Annotated in this window: 19 protein-coding genes and 1 pseudogene; 19 read left to right on the top strand and 1 reads right to left on the bottom strand. The window is 61.1% G+C overall.

Annotation, left to right across the window (positions count from 1 at the left end; translation table 11 throughout):
• Nucleotides 1-429 precede the first annotated feature (429 nt).
• The 5 genes and pseudogenes from P3T40_RS38285 (at nt 430) to P3T40_RS38265 (ending at nt 6,441) form a co-directional block, all read left to right on the top strand.
• Nucleotides 430-1,641 (top strand): porin, encoded by a 1,212-nt coding sequence (locus tag P3T40_RS38285; protein WP_429272893.1) that lies wholly within the window; start codon nt 430-432, stop codon nt 1,639-1,641.
• Nucleotides 1,642-2,166: 525 nt separating this feature from the next.
• The gene (locus P3T40_RS38280) at nt 2,167-3,159 is read left to right on the top strand and encodes a TRAP transporter substrate-binding protein (protein WP_429272892.1); all 993 of its coding nucleotides are present in this window, start codon (nt 2,167-2,169) and stop codon (nt 3,157-3,159) included.
• 166 nt (nt 3,160-3,325) lie between these two features.
• A complete protein-coding gene (locus tag P3T40_RS38275) occupies nt 3,326-3,805 on the top strand; it encodes a TRAP transporter small permease (RefSeq protein WP_429272891.1) in 480 nt (159 codons plus the stop codon).
• A gap of 6 nt (nt 3,806-3,811) precedes the next feature.
• Nucleotides 3,812-5,164 carry a TRAP transporter large permease gene (locus tag P3T40_RS38270; RefSeq protein WP_429272890.1) on the top strand — a complete coding sequence of 451 codons (1,353 nt, stop codon included), beginning with the start codon at nt 3,812-3,814 and terminating at the stop codon, nt 5,162-5,164.
• A 120-nt stretch (nt 5,165-5,284) separates the two neighbouring features.
• Nucleotides 5,285-6,441: pseudogene (locus P3T40_RS38265) on the top strand (methyl-accepting chemotaxis protein).
• On the opposite strand, the gene P3T40_RS38260 reads toward P3T40_RS38265, so the two are convergent.
• A complete protein-coding gene (locus P3T40_RS38260) occupies nt 6,407-7,219 on the bottom strand; it encodes an NAD-dependent epimerase/dehydratase family protein (protein ID WP_429272889.1) in 813 nt (270 codons plus the stop codon). The pseudogene P3T40_RS38265 and the gene P3T40_RS38260 overlap by 35 nt on opposite strands.
• A 650-nt stretch (nt 7,220-7,869) precedes the next feature.
• On the opposite strand from P3T40_RS38260, the gene P3T40_RS38255 reads away from it, so the two are divergent.
• From P3T40_RS38255 to P3T40_RS38190, 14 genes are all read left to right on the top strand, one after another.
• Entirely contained in the window at nt 7,870-9,783 is a 1,914-nt protein-coding gene (locus tag P3T40_RS38255) for a glycoside hydrolase family 28 protein (RefSeq protein WP_429272897.1), read from the top strand.
• A 205-nt stretch (nt 9,784-9,988) separates the two neighbouring features.
• Nucleotides 9,989-10,924, top strand: coding sequence for an SMP-30/gluconolactonase/LRE family protein (locus P3T40_RS38250; protein ID WP_429272888.1), 936 nt, complete (start codon nt 9,989-9,991; stop codon nt 10,922-10,924).
• 78 nt (nt 10,925-11,002) lie between these two features.
• A complete protein-coding gene (locus P3T40_RS38245; RefSeq protein ID WP_429272887.1) occupies nt 11,003-11,875 on the top strand; it encodes a LysR family transcriptional regulator in 873 nt (290 codons plus the stop codon).
• 159 nt (nt 11,876-12,034) lie between these two features.
• The gene (locus P3T40_RS38240; protein ID WP_429272886.1) at nt 12,035-13,033 is read left to right on the top strand and encodes an ABC transporter substrate-binding protein; all 999 of its coding nucleotides are present in this window, start codon (nt 12,035-12,037) and stop codon (nt 13,031-13,033) included.
• Nucleotides 13,030-13,887: an ABC transporter ATP-binding protein gene (locus P3T40_RS38235; protein WP_429272885.1), complete on the top strand. Its 858-nt coding sequence runs from the start codon at nt 13,030-13,032 to the stop codon at nt 13,885-13,887. The genes P3T40_RS38240 and P3T40_RS38235 overlap by 4 nt, the downstream gene beginning before the upstream one ends.
• Nucleotides 13,888-13,943: 56 nt before the next feature.
• Nucleotides 13,944-14,693 carry an ABC transporter permease gene (locus P3T40_RS38230; protein WP_429272884.1) on the top strand — a complete coding sequence of 250 codons (750 nt, stop codon included), beginning with the start codon at nt 13,944-13,946 and terminating at the stop codon, nt 14,691-14,693.
• Between the two features lie 26 nt (nt 14,694-14,719).
• Nucleotides 14,720-15,451: an ABC transporter permease gene (locus tag P3T40_RS38225; protein ID WP_429272883.1), complete on the top strand. Its 732-nt coding sequence runs from the start codon at nt 14,720-14,722 to the stop codon at nt 15,449-15,451.
• 60 nt (nt 15,452-15,511) lie between these two features.
• Complete coding sequence (nadC, locus tag P3T40_RS38220) at nt 15,512-16,348, top strand: carboxylating nicotinate-nucleotide diphosphorylase (protein ID WP_429272882.1); 837 nt, start codon at nt 15,512-15,514, stop codon at nt 16,346-16,348.
• Nucleotides 16,349-16,564: 216 nt separating this feature from the next.
• The gene (locus tag P3T40_RS38215) at nt 16,565-17,386 is read left to right on the top strand and encodes an ABC transporter ATP-binding protein (protein ID WP_429272881.1); all 822 of its coding nucleotides are present in this window, start codon (nt 16,565-16,567) and stop codon (nt 17,384-17,386) included.
• The gene (locus P3T40_RS38210) at nt 17,383-18,201 is read left to right on the top strand and encodes an ABC transporter permease (RefSeq protein WP_429272880.1); all 819 of its coding nucleotides are present in this window, start codon (nt 17,383-17,385) and stop codon (nt 18,199-18,201) included. The genes P3T40_RS38215 and P3T40_RS38210 overlap by 4 nt, the downstream gene beginning before the upstream one ends.
• The gene (locus tag P3T40_RS38205) at nt 18,183-19,226 is read left to right on the top strand and encodes an ABC transporter substrate-binding protein (RefSeq protein ID WP_429272879.1); all 1,044 of its coding nucleotides are present in this window, start codon (nt 18,183-18,185) and stop codon (nt 19,224-19,226) included. The genes P3T40_RS38210 and P3T40_RS38205 overlap by 19 nt, the downstream gene beginning before the upstream one ends.
• Nucleotides 19,223-20,503, top strand: coding sequence for an amidase (locus tag P3T40_RS38200; RefSeq protein WP_429272878.1), 1,281 nt, complete (start codon nt 19,223-19,225; stop codon nt 20,501-20,503). Before P3T40_RS38205 ends, P3T40_RS38200 begins: the two co-directional genes overlap by 4 nt.
• Nucleotides 20,504-20,506: 3 nt before the next feature.
• Nucleotides 20,507-21,187 (top strand): GntR family transcriptional regulator, encoded by a 681-nt coding sequence (locus P3T40_RS38195; RefSeq protein WP_429272877.1) that lies wholly within the window; start codon nt 20,507-20,509, stop codon nt 21,185-21,187.
• Nucleotides 21,188-21,254: 67 nt separating this feature from the next.
• Entirely contained in the window at nt 21,255-22,757 is a 1,503-nt protein-coding gene (locus tag P3T40_RS38190; RefSeq protein WP_429272876.1) for an amidase, read from the top strand.
• Nucleotides 22,758-22,789: the final 32 nt, after the last annotated feature.

Below are 22,789 nucleotides of genomic sequence, written 5' to 3'. Positions count from 1 at the left end.
TGGGTCGAACCGGCGCCGCGCTTCACGCGTGGTTACGGCGCGATGCATCAGGTGCATGTGATGCAGGCCAACAAGGGCTGCGACTTCGACTTCCTCCAGCGTGAAGGGGCGGGCGGAGCGGCTAGCTGTGGTGGTGGCGCAGTCGAGCCCGAGATTCACTGAATTAACTAACGTTGCGGCTGCTCGAAACCACGCGTTTCGAACAGCCGCAATAGTGTCGAGAACGATTCGACCGAACAGATTGCAGTAGTCAGGCCGTGCGCAGGAGACCAGGCGGCGATGCATGAAATAAGGACTACATATCGTGCCGACCGGTGTGTCGGTGGGTATGTGACGACGAGAGCGATAACTGGATGCCCGATGGCGGCCAGGCAATTTCGTGCGGCATAACGTGCCGCCATAACTCCAATGAAAACAAAGGACGATCTGATGAAAAAGAGTTACCACAAAGAAGCCAAGCTGGCCGTCGCCGGCGTGGCGGCCATGCTCGCTACGGGCGGAGCTTTCGCGCAGAGCAGTGTGACCCTCTACGGGGTGATTGATACCGGCATCGGTTATCTGAGCAGCCAGGCGCCGTCGACGGGGGCAACCAAGGGCGGTCATTCGGTGTTCAAGATGATCGAAGGGGTCTGGGGCGGCGAGCGCTTCGGTCTCAAGGGTAGCGAAGATCTCGGCGGCGGCACGAAGGCGATCTTCCAGCTCGAACAAGGTTTCAACGCCGACACCGGCGCAGAAAGCAAGGCCGGTCTGATGTTTAGCCGCGCTTCGTGGGTGGGCATTAGCAACGATAAGTACGGTACGTTCACGTTAGGGCGCCAGTACACGCCGTACTACAACATGCTCGCGCAGTACGGCCCGACCCCGTGGCTGACTGGCGCTTACGGCACGCACCCGGGCGACCTTGACGCACTCGATACGGACTACCGCGTCAACAACTCGCTCATGTACACGTCGCCGTCGTTCGGTGGCCTGAAGCTGAGCGGCATGTATGCACTCGGTGGCGTGCCGGGCAGCACCAACGCGGGCTCGACGTGGAGCGTCGGCGCGCAGTATCTGTTCGGCGCGGCGGGTGTCGGCGTCGGTTTCGCGCGCTTTAACAATGCGACGGAAGGTGGCGGCGCATGGAGCTCCAGCTCCACGGCTTATTCAGGCACCGGCGAGCAGGGTGTGTCGAGCATCACGAACGGCTATCAGAATGCGGCCGCGCAACAGCGCTTTGCCGTAACCGGTGGCTATCAGTTCAGCCCGCAATGGGATGTTTCGGCGTCGTATTCGAACGTGCAGTACATCGCCGGTCCGAATTCCGGCTTCTCGACGACTGAGATTTTCAACACCGGCGGCGCAGTGCTCCACTACCGCCCGGTTACATCGTGGGACCTCGCTGCAGGCTATAGCTACACGCGCGCAACACAGGCAAATGGTGTCCAGGATGCTGCGAGCTATCAGCAGATCAACCTGACTGAGCTCTACAACCTGTCCAAGCGCACGCGTATCTACGTGCTGGAAGCGTACCAGCGCGCCAACGGCCAGACGATCAACGGCGGCAAGGTTGTCACCGCAACGGCATCGATCGGCGAGCAGTCCGCTGCGTCGAGCCGCAGCCAGTTCGCAGCAACGATCGGTATCAATCACACGTTCTGATGCAGTAGCACGTCGATGGTGGTGGCGTCATTCGACGCCGCCCGCCATCGTCTTGCGTCACCCGCCTGGCCATCTCTTCGGCATTCCACGTCCCCGCGATTGCGAGAACGTTGCAGCGCGGCTGAGCGAGGCCCGATGTGTAAGACATCATCGGGCATAAATTTCAACGTTATCAAGCAAATATCGGACGCCTTTCAGCACCGCCGCGGCCCGTGCCAGCGAGGCCGGGAAAGGGCGAGCCCAATTTTTTGTGGCTTCGCGACACATGCAACCTACGGGTATGTCCTAGGCCGCAAGCGGGTGAGATATTTATACAATCTCATCTTGTCTTACAACATAGCGGCTTGTGCTAAGTTGTAAATCGGGAGGGGGTTGGCCGCACCAACTGTGCACATTCGAGGGTGAAGCAGGCGTTGCGCGCTAGCCACCGGCTGCACCACAGAGATTCAGCGTCAGGGATCCGGGGCAGGTTCGAATCGCCGCAAACACAGTCGCTTGATGATTTAATTTTGAGGAGATCACACGATGAAAAAAAATTTCGCCCTGACCGGTGTGTCGATGATGGTAGCCGCCTCGGTTCTCGCATTCAGCGCAGGTGCGGCGCAGGCGCACACGTTCCGTGTCGCCGACGTGCATAGCGACACCTTCCCGACCGTCCTGGCGCTGAAGTATATGGGCGACGAGCTGTCCAAAGAGACCAATGGCGCGGATACCGTGAAGGTCTTCAGCAACAGCGCCCTCGGTTCCGAAAACGATACGATTGACCAGGTCCGTATCGGCGCGATCGATATGGTGCGCGCCAACGCCGCGGCATTCAATGACATCGTGCCCGAATCGATGATTCCCTCGCTGCCGTTCCTGTTCCGCGACGTCGACCAGTTCCGCAAGGTCATGTACGGCCCGGAAGGCCAGAAGATTCTCAACGCCTTTGCGGCGAAAGGCATGATCGCGCTCACGTTCTACGAGAGCGGTGCGCGTTCGATCTACGCCAAGAAGGCGATTCACTCGCCGGCCGACATGAAGGGCCTCAAGGTGCGCGTGCAACCGTCCGATCTGATGGTTGATGAAATCAAGGCTATGGGCGGCACGCCGACGCCGATGCCTTTCGCGGAAGTCTATACGGGGCTGAAGACGGGTCTCGTGGACGCGGCCGAGAACAACATGCCGTCGTACGTCGAAACCAAGCATTACGAAGTGGCGACGCAATTCTCCGAAACCGAGCATTCGATGACGCCGGAAGTGCTGGTGTTCTCCAAAAAGGTATGGGACACGCTGACGCCGCAGGAGCAGACGGCCATCCGCAAGGCTGCGGCGGACTCGGTGCCTTACTACGTCAAATTGTGGACCGCGAAAGAGTCCGAGGGTGTCCAGACCGTGACCAAAGCCGGCGTGACGATCACGCCCGCCGCGCAGATCAATCGCGCGGCTTTCGTGAAGGCCATGCAGCCGGTCTGGGCGAAGTATGAAAAGACCCCCGAGATGAAACAGATCGTCACCGAGATCCAGGCGATCCAGTAAGCCATTCCCATCGCTAACCTGGCCGGAAATCCTTGTGGAGCAATCGCAGGGTTTTCCGGCGTTCGTCGTTTGTGTTGGGTTCGGTTCGGTAGCGAGTCCAACCAGGTGTACCGGCAGGTTCGTGTGGGGAGTTACGGCTTCGTTGTTCTGTACGAGGAAGAAATAGATGAACTTCGTGAAATGCTCGCTCGGGGTTTTGGCCCGCGTGGCGACAGTGGTGGCGTCGATTTGTCTCGCTGTGCTGGTGGTGCTGGTGATGTATAGCGTGGTGATGCGCTATGTCTTCAACGACGCCCCCGACTATGTCGAACCCGTCGGACTGCTGATGGTATTGGTCATCGCGTTCTTCGGCGCTGCACTGAAAGTGCGCGACGGCGGGCATATCGGCCTCGATTCGCTGGTCAAAAAGTTGCCGCCCAAAGGTCAGATTGCGATGGCGGTGTTTCAGCAGCTCTGCGTGATCGCTTTTTCGGTCGCCGTGTGTTTCGGCGCGGCCAATATGGGTTCGACTACGCTCGATGACCAGATCCCCATCCTGGGCCTGCCGGAAGCCGTTCGTTACGCGATTCCATTCCTGGCCAGCGCCTGCACCATCCTCTTTTCAATCGAACATCTATTGGACCTCTTCGCGCGGAAGCGGGCGTGATCAATCATGGAACTTGCGATTCTAACTGTCAGTTTTCTTGTCTTCCTCGTACTCGGGGTTCCCGTTTCCTTTGCGCTGGGGCTGTCCTGCATCCTGACCTACCTGCATGAAGGTTTGCCGGCGGCAACGGCGATCCAGTCTATGGTGTCGGGCATCAACGCCTTTTCGTTCCTTGCGGTGCCGTTCTTTATCCTGTCGGGCGAACTGATGCTGCACGGCGGTATCGCCGACCGCATCCTGCGCTTTGCCCAGGCAACGGTGGGACACTTCCGCGGCGGACTCGGCATGGCCAACGTGGTGGCCTGTACCTTGTTCGGTGGGGTGTCGGGATCGCCGACCGCCGATACGTCGGCGATGGGCGGCGTGGTCATTCCGCTGATGAAGCGCGAAGGGTATAGCGCGGCCTACGCGGTCAACGTCACGACCCATGCCTCGTTGGCGGGCGCGCTGATGCCGACCTCCACCAACATGATCATCTATGCGCTTGCAGCGCAGGGCATCACGGGGATCGTGGCGGGGCAGTCGGTGAGCGGCGTGTCGATCGGCGATCTGCTGTTCTCCGGCCTGGTGCCGGTGCTGTGGGTGATGGGCTTCGTTCTGCTCGCCGCCTACTGGCAGGCAGTGCGCTACAAGTTCCCGCGCCGCGCCGACGGCTCGACTGAACTGCCGAAGTTTCCCGGCTGGTTCACGGTGGCGCGGACCTTCGTGGGTGCGTTGCCAGGGCTGTTGGTTATCCTGATCATCCTGACTTGCGTGGCCAAGGGGATTGCGACGGCGACCGAGGCCGCGGCTATCGCGGTGGCGTATTCGCTGGTGCTGACCTTCGTCGTGTATCGCACGATGACGCTGAAGAAGCTCGCGATGGCGCTGGCGCGTGCTACGCGGACCACCGGTGTGGTGCTGCTGCTGATCGGCGTGTCGAACATGCTGCGTTTCCAGATGGCTTACCTGGAAATTCCGGATGCGATTCAACACCTGCTCGAACACGCGACGACCATCCCCTGGCTGATGCTGCTTTACATCAACATCCTCCAGGTGTTCCTCGGCACGTTCGTCGACATGGCGGCGCACATCCTGATCACGACGCCGCTGTTCCTGCCGATGGCGATGCACTACGGCGTCGGCCCGGTGCAATTCGGCATCATGATTCTGCTGAACTGTTCGCTGGGGCTGGTGCACCCGCCGATCGGCTCGGTGCAGTTCATCGGATGCGCGATCGGCGAGGTTTCGATCGGGGAAACCACGAAGATTGCCTGGCCGTACTACCTGGCCATTTTCAGCGCGATCAATATCGTCACTTATGTGCCGATGTTTTCGACCTGGTTGCCTAGCCTGATCAACGGCCATCCGGTTTATTGATCAAGAAGTTCATGGTTGCATGAGGAAACAGAACCCGCCTGGCCGGGTTCTGTCGCAGGGCGGCACAAGATCGCCAGAGACATCGATAAAGATAGCGGCCAAAGACATCGCGGGGACAGCATGCTCAAAAACATCAAAATACGCACGGGCCTGACGCTGATCGTTTGCATTTTCGTTGCGTTTCTCATGACGGTGATTGGCGTCGGCTACGGCGCGCTTAAGCAGTCAATTGATGGCTTCCAGGACGCGCAGCGCAGTTCGGCTGCCCTGGCATCGCTGAACGCAAGCTCCGAGAAGTTGCTGAAGGCGCGGCTCGCGCTGGGTAGCTTCGAGATCCTGTTTCATGTCGGCAAGCCCACAGATGGCTTGCTCGCGGGTGCGGAACAGATGCTGCGCGAGTCGAACGCGGACTTCCAGGTTTATGCCAACGGGCCGTTCGCGAGTCGAAGGTGCGCGGTAGCGCCAGCGTGATCGCGCACGGCGTCAAGGAAATCGCGGAGGGCAATCTTGACCTGTCCGGCCGCACCGAGCAGCAGGCCTCCTCGCTGGAGCGTACGGCCGCAACCATCGAACAGCTGTCGTCGACGGTGAAGCAGAACGCCGATCACGCCAAGGAAGCGAATCGGCTCGCGCATGGCGCACTGGAGACGGTCACGCGCGGCGGCGCTGTCGTCAAGCGTGTGATCGAGACGATGGATGACATCACCATTTCGTCCCGTAAGGTGACCGAGATCATTGGCATGATCGAAGGCATCGCCTTCCAGACCAACATCCTGTCGCTGAATGCGGCCGTCGAAGCGGCCCGTGCCGGTGAACAGGGACGAGGCTTTGCGGTGGTGGCTTCCGAAGTGCGCAGCCTCGCGCAGCGCTCTGCAACAGCGGCCAAGGAGATCAAGGATCTGCTTAACGCATCGGCCTCGCAGGTCGAGCAAGGCGCGACGCTGGTGGCGGAGGCGGGCGGCACGATGAATGAGGCGATGCGGGCGGTGGAGCGGGTGACCGGCATCATGGTCGAGCTTGAAGCTGCGGCGCATGAGCAACGCTCGGGCATCGAGCAGGTCAATCAGGCAATCAGCCAGATCGACGACGTCACGCAGAACAATGTTGCGCTCGTCGAGGAAGCGGCTGCTGCCGCGAAGTCTCTGGAAGAGCAGGCGTCGGCGTTGCGGGATGCTGTTGCTGTGTTTCGGCTGGAGGAGGAGGCTCCGTCAACATCAATCGCGGAGCCTCCGCATATGCGCCTTAGCGCTTCAGATTCCTACGCTCTACCGGCGTGAAATCGAAGCTGGCGAAGCTACCGCCTTGATACCTTTGGGCGGTGGCATCGAGCGGATTGGTTTGGGCGAGAATCTCCGCGGCGTAGTCTTCGGCGTTCTGGCGCGGCTGATAACCAAGCCGTGCGGCGCCGGAATTATCCCAGTAGCTGCGCGTGTTGTTGGACACGCCCCACACCACCTGGTAGCCAAGATCAGGCACGTTCACCGATAGATCGATCAACTGCAGCAGATCATCGAAACCGAGCCACGTGCTGAGGTGACGGAATTCCGTGGGTTTTTCGATGCAACTGCCAATGCGGATGCACACGCTCTCAATGCCGTGCTTGTCCCAGTACAGCCGGCCAATCGCCTCACCCCACACCTTGCTCAGACCGTAAAAACCATCCGGACGGAAATCGCAGTCGAGGCTCAGCTTCTCTTCGACAGGATGCAAGCCGATTGAATGGTTGGAACTCGCAAAGATGATGCGGCCAACCCCGTGGCGGCGCGCACCTTCATACACTTCGACGAGCCCGCGCAGGTTGTTCTCGATGATTTCGGGCAACGGCCGTTCGACGCTAGTACCCGCCATGTGGATCAACACATCCACGCCCTCGAGCAACCGGTCCACCACGGCCGGGTCGCGCAGATCGCCGTGCATGACATCTTCGCCGTCGACGATCGGCTCCAGTGGGCGCGAGCCCGCCGCCGAACGCAGGTTGGCGCCGCGCTCGAGCAGGGCTTTGCGCAACACTCGGCCAAGCTGGCCTCCTGCGCCGCTCAATGCAATTTTTTTCACGGGTCTCATCCTTATCCTGAGGTTTTAGCAAAGCAGGGGCTGCCTTTGAGGCGCCCGGTGCTTCGCGGGAGGCGCTCGCCATCTGCCTCAACTGCTGCGGTCTGGCGCGCACGAATGCGGCTTGCTGGCCACCCACCATAGGCGTGGGCGCAGCTCCATCGATTGTGTCGAGCAATCATGTCGATTCATCGGAAAGTTGTCAAGCAAATGGGGATTGGGCTAGGAGTTTCCCTGGCATGAGTCCGCCCCGTAGCGGATTCTCCGAGCGTTCCAAATGTTGATCGATGCCCCAAAAGCCTAAGTATCCAAGGACATTAAGAGAAGCCATCACGGGTCACACCCACCGTCTACGTGCTCGCGCGATACCACCTCGGTCTTGCATCATGGCTTGACATCTATTGTGTTGTATAACAACAATGTTCGAGACCCCACGGCATGAGCGAGCCGCCTGAAGTTCGATCAGCGGCCGCCCTTATAGCGGTCTCCCGACCGACGCCAGCCCGGTCAGGACAACGTTCAGAAAACCGGTCAGAGAACCGAAAAAATATCAGGAGGCAATCGTGGCAACGCGTAACAGAAACGTTCGTGAACGTACGAGGAAGGATAGTGGTTACGGCGGCGAACTGGGCTCACCCGGGCGTCGTGCATTTATGGTCTTTGCGGGCGCATCCGCAGGGGCAACACTCCTCGGCACGCTGCCGGGCTGTGGCGGCAGCGTGAACGCCGCTCCGGGAGCCCTGGATCCGATCTGGGGGACCGTTGGCCTCGCCACGCAGATCATCAACTCGTTGCAGGGCATCACGCAGTCGATGTTCCCAAGCGTGGACTTCACCGTGACCAGTTACGGCGCCCAGCAATGTTCGGTTGTGGCCGCAACCAATCCTTACACGGGCACAACTTCGCCAACGAGCCCCGGCGCCAACCTGACCAATGCCGCTGGCGCATTCGATTCCCGGCCGGCGTTCCTCGCTGCCATTCAGGCATGCAACGCGGCGGGCGGCGGCCGCGTCGTGGTGCCGTCGGGCAACTGGTATTGCGCAGGGCCAATCGTGCTCCTGAGCAACGTCAATTTTCACCTGAGCAGCAACTGCACGATCTACTTCAGCCCCAACCCGGCGGATTACGCCAAGGACGGGCCGGTCAACTGCGGAGCAAACGGCAACCTGTTTTATAGCCGCTGGCAGGCAAACGATTGCCTGAACTTCGGCGCGCCGGTTTATGCCCGCAATCAGACCAAAATCGCGATTACCGGCGAAGACACCACCTCGATCCTGAACGGCCAGGCGATGACACCATTCGCCGGCAGCGGCAACACGGCGACTTGCTGGTGGACCTACAAGGGCTCGAAAGGAGAGTATGGCTGTGCCGGTTCGACGACGCCGTCGCAGGCCTACACGAATCCGAACAACGTGGACCTGAAGACCGTCGCGCCCAACATTTCCGACGCGCTGTACGCGCTATTGACGAGCCCGACGACCCCTTGGCAGCAGGATCAGAACTACCTGCCGGCGTTGTCTGAAGCAGGGGTGCCGGTTGCAAAGCGGATCTTCGGTCTGGGGCATTATCTGCGTCCGTGCATGGTGGAGTTCATCGGCTGCACGAACGTGCTGATGGAGGACTATCACACGCAAAACACACCGTTCTGGCAGCATCACCCCACCGATTGCACGAATCTCGTGATTCGCGGCGTCTTCGCCGACAGCATCGGGCCGAACAACGACGGCTTCGATCCCGACGCCTGCAGCAACGTGCTGTGCGACACCGTCACGTTCAACACGGGCGACGACTGCATTGCGATCAAGTCGGGCAAGGCGCTCGATACGGAATACGGTCCCTCGCAGAACATTGTCGTGCAGAACTGCACGATGAATAGCGGCCACGGCGGCATAACCCTCGGCAGCGAAATGAGCGGCGGCGTGCAGAACGTCTACGCGCGCAATCTGCAGATGTTGAACCAGAACTGGGCGACCAATCCGCTCAATATCGCTATCCGCATCAAGACGAATATGAATCGCGGCGGCTTCGTGAGGAACTTCTACGTCGATGGCGTTACGCTGCCAAATGGCGTGACTCTCACAGGCGGGGGGTATGGCAGTTCGTTGCTCGCGGGCAGCCCGATCAACAGCACGGTGCCGCTGGGCGTGGCTGCGTCGACGGCGGGTAATCCGTCTGCGTCGCAAGGCGGTCTGATCACCTTCGATTGCGACTATGATCCGGCTGGCGACGCAGTGCGCGAAAGTCCGCCGGTCGTGCAGAACGTGAACATTTCGAACGTGCAGGTGACGGACGTGACACTTGGCAGCAAGACGGGCTCGTGCTTTCAGGCCATTGTCGCGCAGGGGCCGGTTGGCTCCGACTACAACGGACCCGCGCCGACGCCGACGATTCCGCCGATCACCGGTGTCACGATCTCGAACTGCAACCTCGGCACGCCGGTCAACAACGGCACAGAAACCGCCACCACGCCGGGGCCGATCTACGCGTACAACGTCAACGGCATTACGCTGAAAAATGTCATCATTGGCAGCACGACTTACAACACGACCATCGTCGACCAGCGTTAGTCAGACAGCGGGACGCAAACAAGGTTGACGTCACGGGGACGGGACCGGCATGCGGCGCATGGTTTGTGCGCGGTAGTGCCGGTTTCGTCCCCGACTCTATGAAGGAGCAGCAGATGGGTAGGGATGAAGCGATGCGTATCGGCATCGAACGGGGCGCGCGCAACCTGTGCGCCGGTTTTTCACGTCGTCTGGCGGAGGTGAACGCATGAGCGTGGTACCTGGCGTTCGTGCGGAACGGGTGGAAGCGGCGGGTGCATTGCCGGCGACGGTTGGCGAAAGCCCCGTCTGGCACGCGGTGGAAGGCGCCTTTTATTGGGTCGATATTGTGGCGCGGAAGATTGTCCGCCTGCATCTCGAGTGCGGCGTGAGGACTGAATGGATCCTGCCGGAGCGTGTTGCGTGCCTCGCCTTCGGACGCGCAGGCGGCCTCTTGGCCGGCCTTGAAACGGGGTTGTTTTCCGTCACGCTGCCCGATACAGGAGAAGGCGCTGGCGCGGAGCTGCTTCAGGCGCAAGTACGCAAGCTGGCTGCGCCCGTGTTCCCGCTGCCGGACATGCGCTTTAACGATGGCCGTTGCGATCGTCAGGGGCGTTTCTGGGCGGGCACGATGGTGCAGGACAATCCCACTGCGCGACCGGCCGGTGAATTGTTCCGCTTCGATACAGCGGGCACGCTGTCGGCACCCATCATTGACGGACTGATCGTACAGAACGGTCTCGCATGGTCGCCTGACGGCGCCATCATGTACCTCTCCGACTCGCATACGTCACGACGCCTCATCTGGGCATTCGACTACGACGGTGAAACGGGCGAGCCGCACAACCGGCGCCTCTTCGCCGATCTGCATCACTACGTGGGCCGCCCTGATGGCGCAGCGATGGACGCTGACGGCTGTTACTGGATCTGCGCCAACGACGCGGGCCGGGTGCTGCGTTTCACGCCGCAGGGCAAGTTGGACCGGCAAATCGAATTGCCGGCCATGAAGCCTTCGATGTGCGCATTCGGCGGCCGCGAGCTCGACACGCTGTTCATCACCACGATCCGCCCGGATGCAGGCGCGAATGAAAGCGATGGGCATGTGTTTGCCGTTCGACCCGGTGTGACGGGGTGCGCGGAAACGGCCTACGGCGGAGTGCTCTGAGAAAGCCGGCACCGCGCGGCCTGATCGATAGCGTTATATATTGTCGCCTCAGCGACAATAAAATCGATCAATCCCATCATGATGCGCGAGCTCAAGACCTTCCTGGCGGTAGTGCGCTACGGCACGTTTGCGGGCGCCGGCTCGCACATCGGTTTGACGCAGTCAGCGGTGAGCGCGCAGATCCAGCGTCTGGAAGAGGATCTGGGATTCGCGCTGTTCGATCGAACCGGCCGCTCGGCGACGCTCAACGCAGCGGGCAAGCAGACCGTCGAAGTGGCGGAAGAACTGCTCTCGGTCTACGCGCGGCTTGCCGACCGGGGCGGCGCGGCGGAACAGTCGGGCTTGCTGCGGGTGGGCGCGATCGCGTCGGCACAGGGGTCGTTTCTGGTCAGCGCGATCCAACGGTTTCGCCAGGACTCGCCGGGCTGGCGCATTCGGGTCATTCCGGGAGTCTCGCTCAATCTGCTGGCGCAGGTGGATTCCGGCGAGGTGGATGTGGCGGTGATCATCAAGCCGCCGTTCGCGCTGCCGTCTGAATTGAAGTGGCGTACGCTGACGTTAGAGCCTTTCGTTTTGCTCGCGCCGCGCGAGCTGGCCGATCGCCCGTGGCGTTCGCTGCTCAAATCCGAACCATTCATCCGCTACGATCGCAATTCGTTCGGCGGCAGGCTAGTCGAGCGCTTTCTGCGCAGAATTCGTATGACAGTCAACGACGTCGTCGAACTCGACGAATTGCAGGGCATTGTCGGGCTGGTGGCGCACGGCGTCGGCGTCGCAATCGTGCCGCAGGCGGCAGGGCTCCACGTGCCGAAGACGGTAGCCGCATTGCCGCTTGGCGATGACACCTTCATTCGCGAGGTCGGGCTCGTCGAACGGAACAGCCGCAATCAGCAAAGCGCGGCAGCGGATTTGGCCGAGTGCATTGACCTCGTGACCCGCACACGGCGTTAAAGTCGTGCCGTGGCGTGAGTTGTGCATCGTGCGCGAGGCATGGGATGATCCCGCCCAGCGTGCATTTATGGCGTGTAACTATCATTTGCGATGCGGCGTGTTTGTGCTGGAAGCCCGCGAGGCTACAGTTGTCCGCTTTCCTGGTCGGGAGTGATCTATATGAAGTGGTTCGTCAAGCGGGTCTGCGCAACACTCGGTGCGTGCCTTGTGCTATCGGCGGCCAGCCTCCTCTACGGGCCGGCAACGCAGGCCGATGAAATCTCCGTCACACAGTGGGGCAGCAGCCTCTACGGCCTTCCGTATGCGGTCGCGATGGACAAGGGCCTGTTCAAGAAGGCCGGCGTCGATATCACCGGCATTCTCACCTCGGGCGGCGGCGGGACGACCGTGCGCAACATTCTCGCCAGCAAGACGCCGTATGGCGAAGTCGCGGTAGCGGCGGCGCTGGCCGCGCAACGCCAGGGGCTCGACCTGGTCATCGTCAATGTCGGCACGCGCAGCGTTGCCGAAGCCTCGATGGTTACGATGCCGAGTACCAACGTGCAAACGGTTGCGGATCTGCCAGGCAAGAAGGTCGCGATCACGTCGCCCAAAGGCGTCTCCGAAATGCTCTTGCTGATGGTGCTCAAGCAAAAGGGCGTCGACGCCAGCAAGGTGACCCGGGTCGCTTCGGGTGGCTATGTCAACGGCCTGACGATGCTTGAACAGGGCGCGGTCTCCGGCGCGGTGCTGATCGAACCGCTGTCGATTGTGCGCAAGGCCAATTACCGCACCGTCTATCGCGCTGGCGATGTCCTGCAGCCGATGACCACCTCGGTCGGCATCACCACCCGCGAATTTGCCAAGACGCATCCCGACGAACTGCGCGCCATCATTGCAGGCCGCCGCGCAGGCGTGGACGCCGTATACGCGGACCCAGCCAGTGCCGCCACGCTGCTGCAGACGAGTTTCAAGCTCACGCCCGACATCGCGCGCGAAGCCGTGAACAATATGGTCAAGTCGCGCATGTGGAGCGACGGCGAATTCACCCGTGCCGAACTGGACCGCATGACCGACGGCCTGAAACTGATTGGCGAACTGAATGGCGATGTCGACTGGTCGAAGCTGGTGGACACCAGCTTCCTGCCGGCTGACCTGAAAGCCAAGAGCACGCTATGAAGGCACGACCCTCGCATCCCACGCTGCAGGTAGTGGAATCGCCCACTCAGCGAGCGCCCGCGTCGCCCGAGGCGCATGTTGAACTCGCAGGCGTCACCCGTTACTTCGCGAAGAACGATTCGAAGGAGCTGTTTCATGCGCTCGGTCCGATCGATCTCACCCTGACGCGCGGCGAATTCTTCTCCGTGGTGGGGCCGTCAGGTTGCGGCAAATCCACTTTGCTCGAAGCGATTGCCGGGCTCTCCAAGCCGAGTTCCGGCACCGTCACGTTTGAAGGTCAGCCCGTGAAGGATGTCCCCGACGGCGTGGGCGTCGTGTTCCAGGAGGATGCGTCGTTTCCGTGGCTGAATCTGCGCGACAACATTTCGTTCGGCCTACGCATGGCGGGCGTCGATGGCGCCGAGATCAAGCGCCGCGTCGACTACGCGATTGGCTTCATGGGACTGAAGGACTTCGCCAACGCGTACCCGTCGCAGTTGTCGGGCGGCATGCGGCAGCGCGTGTGTATCGCCAGAACGTTGGTGCTGCAACCGCGCCTCATTTTGCTCGATGAGCCGTTCGGCGCGCTCGACCAGCAGACACGCTTGCTGATGGGCGACGAGTTGCTGCGCCTGTGGCGCGAAACTTCAGCGACGGTGCTGCTGATCACGCATGCACTCGATGAGGCCGCGATGCTCTCTGACCGGGTTGGCGTGATGTCGGCGCGGCCGGGTTTGTTTATCGACATCGTCGAAACGGGCTGGGAGCGTTCGCGCGACAGCCGCGTCGTTTCAACGCCGCGTTTTGGCGAGATCAACGCCCGTTTGTGGGAAAAGCTGCGCGTCGAATCGCTGAAGGTGATGGGCGCTCACTAGGCGCACGGTGCGTGTGGGTGCGCCCGGTTGTTTGCATACGAGCCTGGGAGTTCGAAGTGAAGGCCGAAAGTCTGATCCGTATTGCTGTAGTGGCCGGCTTTATCGTGTTGGTCGAGTTGCTGTGCCGCAGCGGCATCATTCCATCCAGCGTACTGATTCCGCCGTCTGCGATGGTTACGCACGGCATTGACCTGCTGCGCGGCGGCAAATTCGATCACGACATCGTGACGAGCCTGGTCAATATCGTCGTCGCCTCGATTGTCTCGGTGCTGCTTGGGTTCGTGCTGGGGCTTGGAATTCACGCGCTGCCATCGGTGCGCCGCTCGATCGAACCGCTGTTATCGAGCTACTACGCGATTCCCACCTTCATCTTTTATCCGGTCTTCATCGTCATCTTTGGCATTGGCTCGCTGCCGATCATCGCGATTGCCGTGATGCTCTCAGTCGTGACCATGATCACGGCGACGCTGAACGGGCTGGATCGGATTCCGCGCGCGTTGCATAAAAGCGCCCAGGTGATGCGGCTCTCGCGCTGGCGCTCGGCCATCTACATCAAGCTGCCTGCCACGCTGCCGTATCTGTTCACCGGCGTGAAGCTGTCGGTGGCCTATGCGTTCATCGGCGTGATTGCCTCGGAATTCATCCTGTCGGGCTCGGGGATCGGCTATGCAATCGGCTATGCGTATAACAACTTCCAGAACGACGACATGTATTCGCTGATGCTGTTCGTGCTCGTGCTGGTCACGCTCGTGAACGTCGTGCTGAACCGCATCGATCAGCGGTTTCAGGCGCGCCGGCGACGCTGAGCATGCGAACACCAGGAGAATTCGCCATGAAGAGATTCGTCGATTCGTTGCTGGTTGCGCTGGCCGTTGTCGTGTGCTGGCAGTGCCTGCACTGGGCCGTCGGCAACAGTTCGCTGTGTTCGCCATGGAGTGCCGTGCAGGCGCTGGCCCAGATGCTCGGTACCACGGCGTTCTGGGGCAACGTGGGCGAGACCGCGAGAGCCCTGGCTTACGCGCTTGTTATCGCGCTCGCCGGTGGGGTGGCGCTCGGCGTGGTGCTCGGTGTGAACCGCCTCTCCGGCGTGGTCGCGGAGCCGATTTTGCTGAACCTGTATTCGCTTCCCAAGGTCACGTTGTATCCGCTGGTGTTGCTGGTGTTCGGGTTGGGTCTGTCGGCCAAAGTGGCCTTTGGCGTCATGCACGGGCTGATTCCGATCCTGATGTTCACCATGAACGCGATTCGCGAGATGCGGCCGGTCTACCTGCGTGCGTCGAAAGCCATGCGTCTGTCGCTTGCCCGCACGATTGTTCACGTCGTGCTGCCGGCGATTATTCCCGAAGTCGTGTCCGGCTTGCGGCTCGGTTTTTCCCTGACGTTGCTGGGCGTGTTGATCGGCGAAATGTTCGCTTCGCAGCGCGGGCTCGGCTATCTGTTGACGAGCGCGATGAACCTCGGAGATATCCGCACGATCATGGCGGTCGCCCTGTTTCTCACGGTGTTTGCCCTCTCATGCAATGGCTTGTTGATGATGGCCGACCGGCGCCTGAAGCATCGCTGAGCGGTCCGTCACGTTTTGTGAAACACTGATTTTATTTCTTTCAGGAAAGGCAGAGACAACATGTACGACGTATTTCAGACGGATCGCCTGATCGACCTTTGGTTGACCGAGGACATCGGCTATTGCGACCTGACCGCGCAGTTGATGATCGAAGCGCACGAGACCGGCGCATTCTTTATGAACGCACGCGAGACGCTGATTGTGGCGGGTGTCGACGTCGCCGCGCGCATCTTCAAGCGCTATGACCCGACGCTCGAAGTGTCTGTGCGAGTCAAGGACGGTGACAAGATCGAGCGCGGCACGGTGATGCTCGACGTGAGCGGCACGGCGCGCAGCGTGCTGACGGCGGAGCGCACGGCGCTCAACATCGTGCAGCGCCTATCGGGTATCGCGAACCTGACCGAGCAGTATGTGGCGGCCGTGGCCGGCACCAAAGTGCGCCTGATCGATACGCGCAAGACCACGCCGGGTTTGCGCATGCTCGAAAAGCATGCGGTCACCTGCGGCGGTGGCCTGAACCACCGGCTCGGCCTCGACAACGGCGTGATGATCAAGGACAACCACATCGCTGTGTGCGGCGGCATCGCCAAGGCCGTGCAGCGCGCCCGCAAGCAGTTGCCGGTGCTGACGAAGCTCGAAGTCGAATGCGAGAGTCTGGAGCAGGTCAAGGAAGCGCTCGCCGCGAACGTGGACGTGATCATGCTCGATAACATGTCGGTCGAGGACATGACCCGCGCGGTCGAAATCGTCAGCGGCCGCGTCTTGCTGGAGGCATCCGGCGGCATCAGCCTCGCCACCATCGGCGCGATTGCGAAGACCGGTGTCGACTATATTTCCACCAGCAAGATCAATCAGGCGGCAGCGTGCGTCGACATTGGTCTGGACGAGGCGGAGTGAGCGTTTTTTTTATTTCGAGTTGTGGAGCATTTTTTTTTCGCTCATTGTGCATTGTGCACAACCGATTCCGGCACAGCTCGTTGAGCGACTTTCTGGCACCTTGCAGGCTCCCTGATTGCGAGCCTGGTGGGGTACGTTCGTCCGCAAAACCTGCCGCACCGGGTTTTGAGCATGCCAACGTACTCACCGAACAGGATGATGCCAGTGGATTCTGCAATGGCCGCGCCTTCGAGTCAGCCCGAAGCAGGCGCAAGCTTGATCGTAGCGGGGCTCAATCATGGATTCGAAACCGACGACGGCGTACAGACCGCGTTGTTTTCGAGTCTTAACTTCAGCGTAGGGCCGGCCGAGATCGTTTCGATCGTCGGCCGCAGCGGTGCAGGCAAAAGCACGCTGTTCAACCTCATTTCGGGTTTGCTCACCGCGCAGGCGGGCCGCATTGAAATCGGTGCGCGTCCGGACGGCACCAGGGGCCGCATCGCCTACATGCTGCAGAAAGATTTATTGATGCCGTGGCGTTCAGTACTGCAAAACGCGTTGCTTGGCATCGAGCTTTACAGAAAGGTGACGCGCGCCGATATCGAGCGTGCCCGCGACATGCTGGCGCGCTATGGTCTCACCTCGGTGCTCGATGCGTATCCGCAGGCGTTATCCGGCGGCATGCGGCAGCGGGTGGCGTTGACCCGGACCTTGCTTGTCGATCCCACCCTTGTGCTGCTTGACGAACCCTTCTCGGCGCTCGACTATGAGACGCGGCTCGCGCTTGAGGACGACGTGATGTCGCTGCGTCAAAGCACTGGTACGAGCGTCGTGCTGGTCACGCACGACATCGAGGAAGCGATTGCCATGAGCGATCGTGTGATCCTGCTCGGCGGGCGGCCGGCGCGCATCGAAGACTCGGTTGACGTCAAGCTTTCGACCCAAGGTCCGCGCACAGCCGTATCGGCCCGCGAGGCGCCGGAGTTCCGTACCTTGCATAAGCGAATCTGGGGCGGACTGCGCAGTAATACCATCCATCATGCGGGAGCGTCGACATGAGTGACGCAGTAATTTCAGCAGGCGCAGCGCGCCAGCGGCCACGCGCCAAACGTTTGAAGAGCCGGGCGGCCACGGGTACGGTCGTCACGCTGATCATGGTCGCGTTGGTGGTGTTCTGGCAGGTGGCCGCCGGGCATGCCTGGATCAACGGTCAGTTGTTCGGCTCGCCGCTCGGCATCTACAAGGCTGCGGACATCGGGCTGACGCAGGGTACGCTGGTGCCGGACACGCTCACCACCCTTATCGAAACAGTCCTCGGGCTCGTGATTGGCAGCGGGCTGGGGATCGCGCTCGGTCTACTGCTGTGGTTCGTGCCGCGCGTCGCCGGTGTCACGGAAGGGTTCGCAGTAATCCTAAACAGTATTCCAAAGATTGCGCTCGGACCGCTGATCGTTATCTGGTTCGGTTCGGACATGACTTCGAAAGTCTGGCTAGCCGGCATCTCCACCTTCGCAGTGGCCATGATTTCTTCGTGCGCGGCCGCGCGCGAGGTCGACATTGACCTGTTGAACCTGTTTCGTTCATTCAATGCGAAACCGGGCATGATCTTTCGCAAGCTGATCGTGCCGGGGGCGTTGCCGTGGATTTTCTCCACGCTGCGCGTGAATATCGGCTTCGCGTTGATCGGCGCTGTCGTCGGTGAGTACATTGCATCCCAATCTGGCCTCGGTCACGCGGTATTTGTGGCCGGCTCGCTGTTCGACCTCAATACGGTCTGGCTCGGCATCATCATTTTGACGTTGATGGCGACGCTGCTCTCCTGGATCGTTCAACTCGCGGAAAATCGGATCATTTCATGGAAAACGAAACGATGAAGCAGTCATTCATGTCAGTGCAAAACAGATCGTTGCGCAACAGGCTCGTCGCAAACGGGTTCAAACAGGTCTTGGCTAGGGGCGCGTTGCTCGCCGCAGCAGCGGCCGCAACGCAACCGGCAGTCGCCGCGCCGGAGAAGGTCGTCGTCTATCAGGCGTTCCAGTCCATCATGTACCTGCCGCTCTATGTTGCGATGGACAAAGGGTTCTTTGCGCAGAATGGTCTGGATGTGCAGAAAGTGACGGCGGGCAGCGGCGCGCAGGGTGTGGCTGCCGTGATCGGCGGCCATGCCGATTTCTCCCTGCAGGATCCGATGACGGCCGCGCTGGCCAATCTGAAGGGTGCGACGCTTGTCAACGTGGCTAACGTCGTGGCCGGGGTGCCGGTATGGGTCATCGCGCCACCGGATTCCGCACTCAAGAGTCAGGCCGATCTGGGGGGTAAAACGGTCTCGACGGCGCTGCCGCCTACGACCAGCACCTATCTGTTGCAGCGCTTGATCAAGCAGGAGAAGCTTGCTGACGTAAATCTGAATACGGTGCAGATCGGCACCGAGCTCGCGCCCGTCACAGCGGGACGCGCCGCTGCCGCCGCGCTTTACGAGCCGCAAGTGGATCAGGGCATCGCCTCGGGCTACAAGGTGATCTATGCGTTTCCCAAAGCGTATCCCGGCGGCTACGCCTTTTCGACGATGGATACGCTAGCTGCCACGATCAAGTCGAAGCCGGCGATGGTGGCGGCCTTCGTGAAGTCCATTGCCCAGGCAGAAGCGCTGATCCAGCAATCACCCGACATGGCAAAAGCGGTGGCCGTTGCCGAGTTTCCGACGCTCGACAAGAAAATCGTGGAGAGTGCAGTCGACCGCCTGACCAGCCAGAAAATCTATGCTCCGACGCCTGAGATCTCCGAGCAGGCATTCCGCAATGCGCTGGACCTGCAGGAGTACATCGGCAATATCAAGCCCGGCAGCGTGACGTACGACAGCGCGGTAGACGATTCCTTTGCCAAGGCCACTGCAAAATGAGCGCAAAAACGGACTCATTCGTTGCTGGGCTGATGGCGAGTCGTGGCAATGAGCAAACTTGTCGCGCACGACTTGAAGCGGCGCAGCGCCGCGCGCAGGAATGCGAACCCTGGTTGAAGGCCTTTGTCTACCGCCCTGATGCTTATGAGACCGGAGGCGCTGCGGCAAAGCCACTCGCAGGCGTGCCGATCGGCGTGAAGGATCTGATGGCAACCAAGGACATGCCCACCACCTACGGTTCGCCGATTTACGCGGGATTCAGGCCAACTGAGGACGCGTGGATTGTCGACCGTATCAAGGCGTTCGGCGGTGTCGTATTCGGCAAGACGGTGACGACCGAGTTTGCCTGGCGCGAACCGGGACCGACGGTGAATCCATGGAACCGGCTTCATACGCCCGGCGGTTCGTCGAGCGGTTCGGCGGCGGCAGTCGGGGCCGGCATCGTGCCGCTTGCCATCGGCACGCAGACGGTGGGCTCGGTGATCCGGCCGGCCGCGTTTTGTGGCGTGGTCGGCTATAAACCGAGCCACGGTAAGGTGCCTTCGGTGGGCGTGCATCCGTTAGCGCCTTCGCTCGATCACATTGGTTTTTTTGCCCGCACGGTGGAAGGTGCTGCGGTTTGCCACGCACTGTTCGTGGACGCCAATCCCGACGCGATTGCGGATCTCAATGCGTGGAGCGAATACTTTACGGTGCGGCGGCCGAGCAAAATGGGTGTCGTACGAACGCCTTTCTGGGAGCGTGTGAGCGACGAACAGAAGGCCAATTTCGAAGCAACGCTCGCACGGCTGCAGGCCTCCGGTGCGACGCTTGTCGAATTGGACCCGTTTGACAGCATGCCGTCGATGCTCGACGCGTTGCAGACTATCTTGCAGGTGGAGGCGGCGCGCGCGGTCGGGCCCGCGGCGGCGGAGCATCCTGACCTGATCAGCCAGCATATGCGCGCGTTGACGACGGCGGGCGCGGCGGTCCCGGCCGAGAAGTATGCGGCGGCGTTGGAACTGCAGGCGAGGATGCGCAACGAGTACGAGGCCTGGATTGACGGTTGCGACGCGATTGTGACCGTCCCGGCGACCGGCCCAGCACCCGAAGGTCTGGCCGACACCGGCGACGCGACCTTCTGCGCGCCCTGGAGTCTGCTTGGTGTGCCCGCCGTCACGGTCCCCTCAGGACGCTCGCAAAGCGGTCTGCCATTGGGCTTTCAGGTGCTCGGCAGACAGGGCGACGATTTACAGACCCTGCAAACGGCCGCATGGATCGAAACGGTACTGGGGTAAGCATTGGCCAGATTCTATCGGACAGCTCAACAATATGTGCTGAGCACGTTGCGGGCGGAGATCCTGCAAGGCCTTTATCCGGCCAACACGCACCTGCGCCAGGAAGAGGTGGCGAAGCGCCTTCATGTCAGCACGACACCGGTACGCGAGGCGTTTCGTGACCTGCGGGCGGAAGGGCTTGTATCGATCGACACGAATAAGGGTGTATTGACGAGAGGACTGACAGTGGCGGACGCGGCAGGCATCTATGAACTGCGGATGATGCTCGAGCCCATGCTTGCGCAACGCGCCTGCGTGCGCATTACGGCCGCCGATCTCGAGGCCGCGAAACGCAGCCACGAGGCCATGGTGGCCACGCGTTCTCCGGAGGAGTGGTCGCTGCTCAACGAGTCGTTCCACGAAAGCCTCGTGAAGAGTCAGGCGCAAACGCGCTTATTCGATATCGCTGAGTCGCTTTCGCGTGCGGCCCGTCCGTACGTGAGTCTTTCGATGCATGTGAACGAGGACATCATGGCATCGAACAACAGCGAACATGCGGCACTTCTGGCAGCATACGAGGCGGGCGACGCCGAAGCCGTGTATTCACAGACCCGCAGTCATCTGGAGAACACGCGGGATGCGGTGGTCGAATATGTGAACCAATGGCTGGCCGCTGAGAGCCCGCTTCAGATGAAATCGGGCTGACGCTGTGACCTTGCGCTACTGTGGACCGGGTCGCGGAGAGCCGATAGTCGGCCGTTAAAGAGTGAATATGGATTCCCTTGCCTTGAACACCTTGTCGGCGGTGGACGCCCGACGACTGATCGCAAGCCGTCAGGTTTCGCCGGTCGAACTGCTCGAAGCGTGCATCGCGCAGATGCATGCGCTCAACCCAGCGGTCAATGCCCTTGCGGCAACGCGTTTCGAGCATGCGCGTAGTGAAGCACGCGTCGCGGAACAGGCCGTCATGCGCGGCGAAAAGTTGGGCCTGTTGCACGGTTTGCCGCTTGGCGTGAAGGATCTGGAGGAGACCGCAGGCTTACTGACGACCTACGGTTCACCGATTTTCCACGCCAACGTGCCGTTGCACGATAGTGCGATGGTCGCGCGTTTGCGTGCAGCGGGGGCGATTCTGACCGCGAAGACCAATACGCCGGAAATGGGCGCAGGCGCCAATACACGCAATGCCGTCTGGGGCGCCACCGGCAATCCGTTCGATCCTGCGTTGAACGCGGGAGGCTCGTCGGGCGGCTCCGCAGTTGCTTTGGCAACGGACATGCTGCCGCTGTGCACGGGTACCGATACGGGCGGCTCACTGCGCATCCCTGCGGCGCTTTGCGGTATCGTGGGCTTTCGGCCTTCACCAGGCCTTGTGCCGGGCGATACGCGGTTGCTCGGCTGGTCGCCGCTGTCGGTATCGGGACCGATGGGTCGCGATGTTGCGGACACGCGTTTGCAACTGGCGGCGATGGTGGGCTTGCACGATGGCGAGCCGCTCGGGGTCGAGTGCGATTTCCGGACGATCCTTCGGGCACGTGAAGTCGATCTCAACACGCTGCGAATCGGCTACACAGAAGACTTCGATGCATGTGAGGTATCTCACGCGACGCGGCAGACCTTTCGCGCGAAGATCGCCGCACTGTCGCGTTACGTCGGGGTATGCGAACCGGTGAAATTGGAGTTGGGCGAGGTGGACCGCTGCTTCGACGTGCTCCGCGCGCAGAACTTTATCGCGAGCTTCAAGGAGATCTACGAGCGCGATCCTGACCTGCTGGGATCGAACACTCGGACCAACTACGAGATGGGACTCGCCATGTCGCTCGGTGACGCGGTGTGGGCACATGCCGAGCAAACCCGGATATTCCGCCGTTTTCAGGCGATGTTCGATCGCTACGACCTGATCGTCTCGCCAACCTGCCCGGTTTCGCCATTTCCCTGGCAAAGGCCTTATCTCGCGGAAATGGATGGACGTCCGCTCGAAAACTACTATCGGTGGCTTGGGTTGACGTATGTCGTGAGCTTGTTGACGAATCCCGCGCTGTCGTTGCCGTGCGGGGCGGATCATGCCGGCCTGCCGTTCGGGCTCCAGCTCGTGGGGCCGTTTCGCGGCGACCGCCGCGTCCTGGATATCGCTCAGGCGCTTGAAAGCGCGTTCAGCCGTGACGACGCGTTGCGACGGCCCACGCCGGATCTCGGCAAATTGGCCGAGGCGCGGGTGGCGTTGAAATCGATTGTCACGCATGCGCCCGACGAGGTATTGGCACGGGGAGGCTAGGTGATTCAAGAAACTGGAACCCGGTACTCGAA

Origin of the sequence: Paraburkholderia sp. EB58, from assembly GCF_050436665.1 — a bacterium.
Taxonomy (GTDB): Bacteria; Pseudomonadota; Gammaproteobacteria; order Burkholderiales; family Burkholderiaceae; genus Paraburkholderia.
The sequence above is the reverse complement of the archived record's forward strand: the minus strand, read 5'-3'. Positions and strand labels throughout refer to the sequence as shown.

What these genes read in the sequence shown, in the direction of transcription:
- P3T40_RS38285 (WP_429272893.1), top strand. Translation starts at nt 430, where the DNA reads ATGAAAAAGAGTTACCACAAAGAAGCCAAGCTGGCCGTCGCCGGCGTG.
- P3T40_RS38280 (WP_429272892.1), top strand. Translation starts at nt 2,167, where the DNA reads ATGAAAAAAAATTTCGCCCTGACCGGTGTGTCGATGATGGTAGCCGCC.
- P3T40_RS38275 (WP_429272891.1), top strand. Translation starts at nt 3,326, where the DNA reads ATGAACTTCGTGAAATGCTCGCTCGGGGTTTTGGCCCGCGTGGCGACA.
- P3T40_RS38270 (WP_429272890.1), top strand. Translation starts at nt 3,812, where the DNA reads ATGGAACTTGCGATTCTAACTGTCAGTTTTCTTGTCTTCCTCGTACTC.
- P3T40_RS38255 (WP_429272897.1), top strand. Translation starts at nt 7,870, where the DNA reads ATGGTCTTTGCGGGCGCATCCGCAGGGGCAACACTCCTCGGCACGCTG.
- P3T40_RS38250 (WP_429272888.1), top strand. Translation starts at nt 9,989, where the DNA reads ATGAGCGTGGTACCTGGCGTTCGTGCGGAACGGGTGGAAGCGGCGGGT.
- P3T40_RS38245 (WP_429272887.1), top strand. Translation starts at nt 11,003, where the DNA reads ATGATGCGCGAGCTCAAGACCTTCCTGGCGGTAGTGCGCTACGGCACG.
- P3T40_RS38240 (WP_429272886.1), top strand. Translation starts at nt 12,035, where the DNA reads ATGAAGTGGTTCGTCAAGCGGGTCTGCGCAACACTCGGTGCGTGCCTT.
- P3T40_RS38235 (WP_429272885.1), top strand. Translation starts at nt 13,030, where the DNA reads ATGAAGGCACGACCCTCGCATCCCACGCTGCAGGTAGTGGAATCGCCC.
- P3T40_RS38225 (WP_429272883.1), top strand. Translation starts at nt 14,720, where the DNA reads ATGAAGAGATTCGTCGATTCGTTGCTGGTTGCGCTGGCCGTTGTCGTG.
- nadC (WP_429272882.1), top strand. Translation starts at nt 15,512, where the DNA reads ATGTACGACGTATTTCAGACGGATCGCCTGATCGACCTTTGGTTGACC.
- P3T40_RS38215 (WP_429272881.1), top strand. Translation starts at nt 16,565, where the DNA reads ATGGCCGCGCCTTCGAGTCAGCCCGAAGCAGGCGCAAGCTTGATCGTA.
- P3T40_RS38210 (WP_429272880.1), top strand. Translation starts at nt 17,383, where the DNA reads ATGAGTGACGCAGTAATTTCAGCAGGCGCAGCGCGCCAGCGGCCACGC.
- P3T40_RS38205 (WP_429272879.1), top strand. Translation starts at nt 18,183, where the DNA reads ATGGAAAACGAAACGATGAAGCAGTCATTCATGTCAGTGCAAAACAGA.
- P3T40_RS38200 (WP_429272878.1), top strand. Translation starts at nt 19,223, where the DNA reads ATGAGCGCAAAAACGGACTCATTCGTTGCTGGGCTGATGGCGAGTCGT.
- P3T40_RS38190 (WP_429272876.1), top strand. Translation starts at nt 21,255, where the DNA reads ATGGATTCCCTTGCCTTGAACACCTTGTCGGCGGTGGACGCCCGACGA.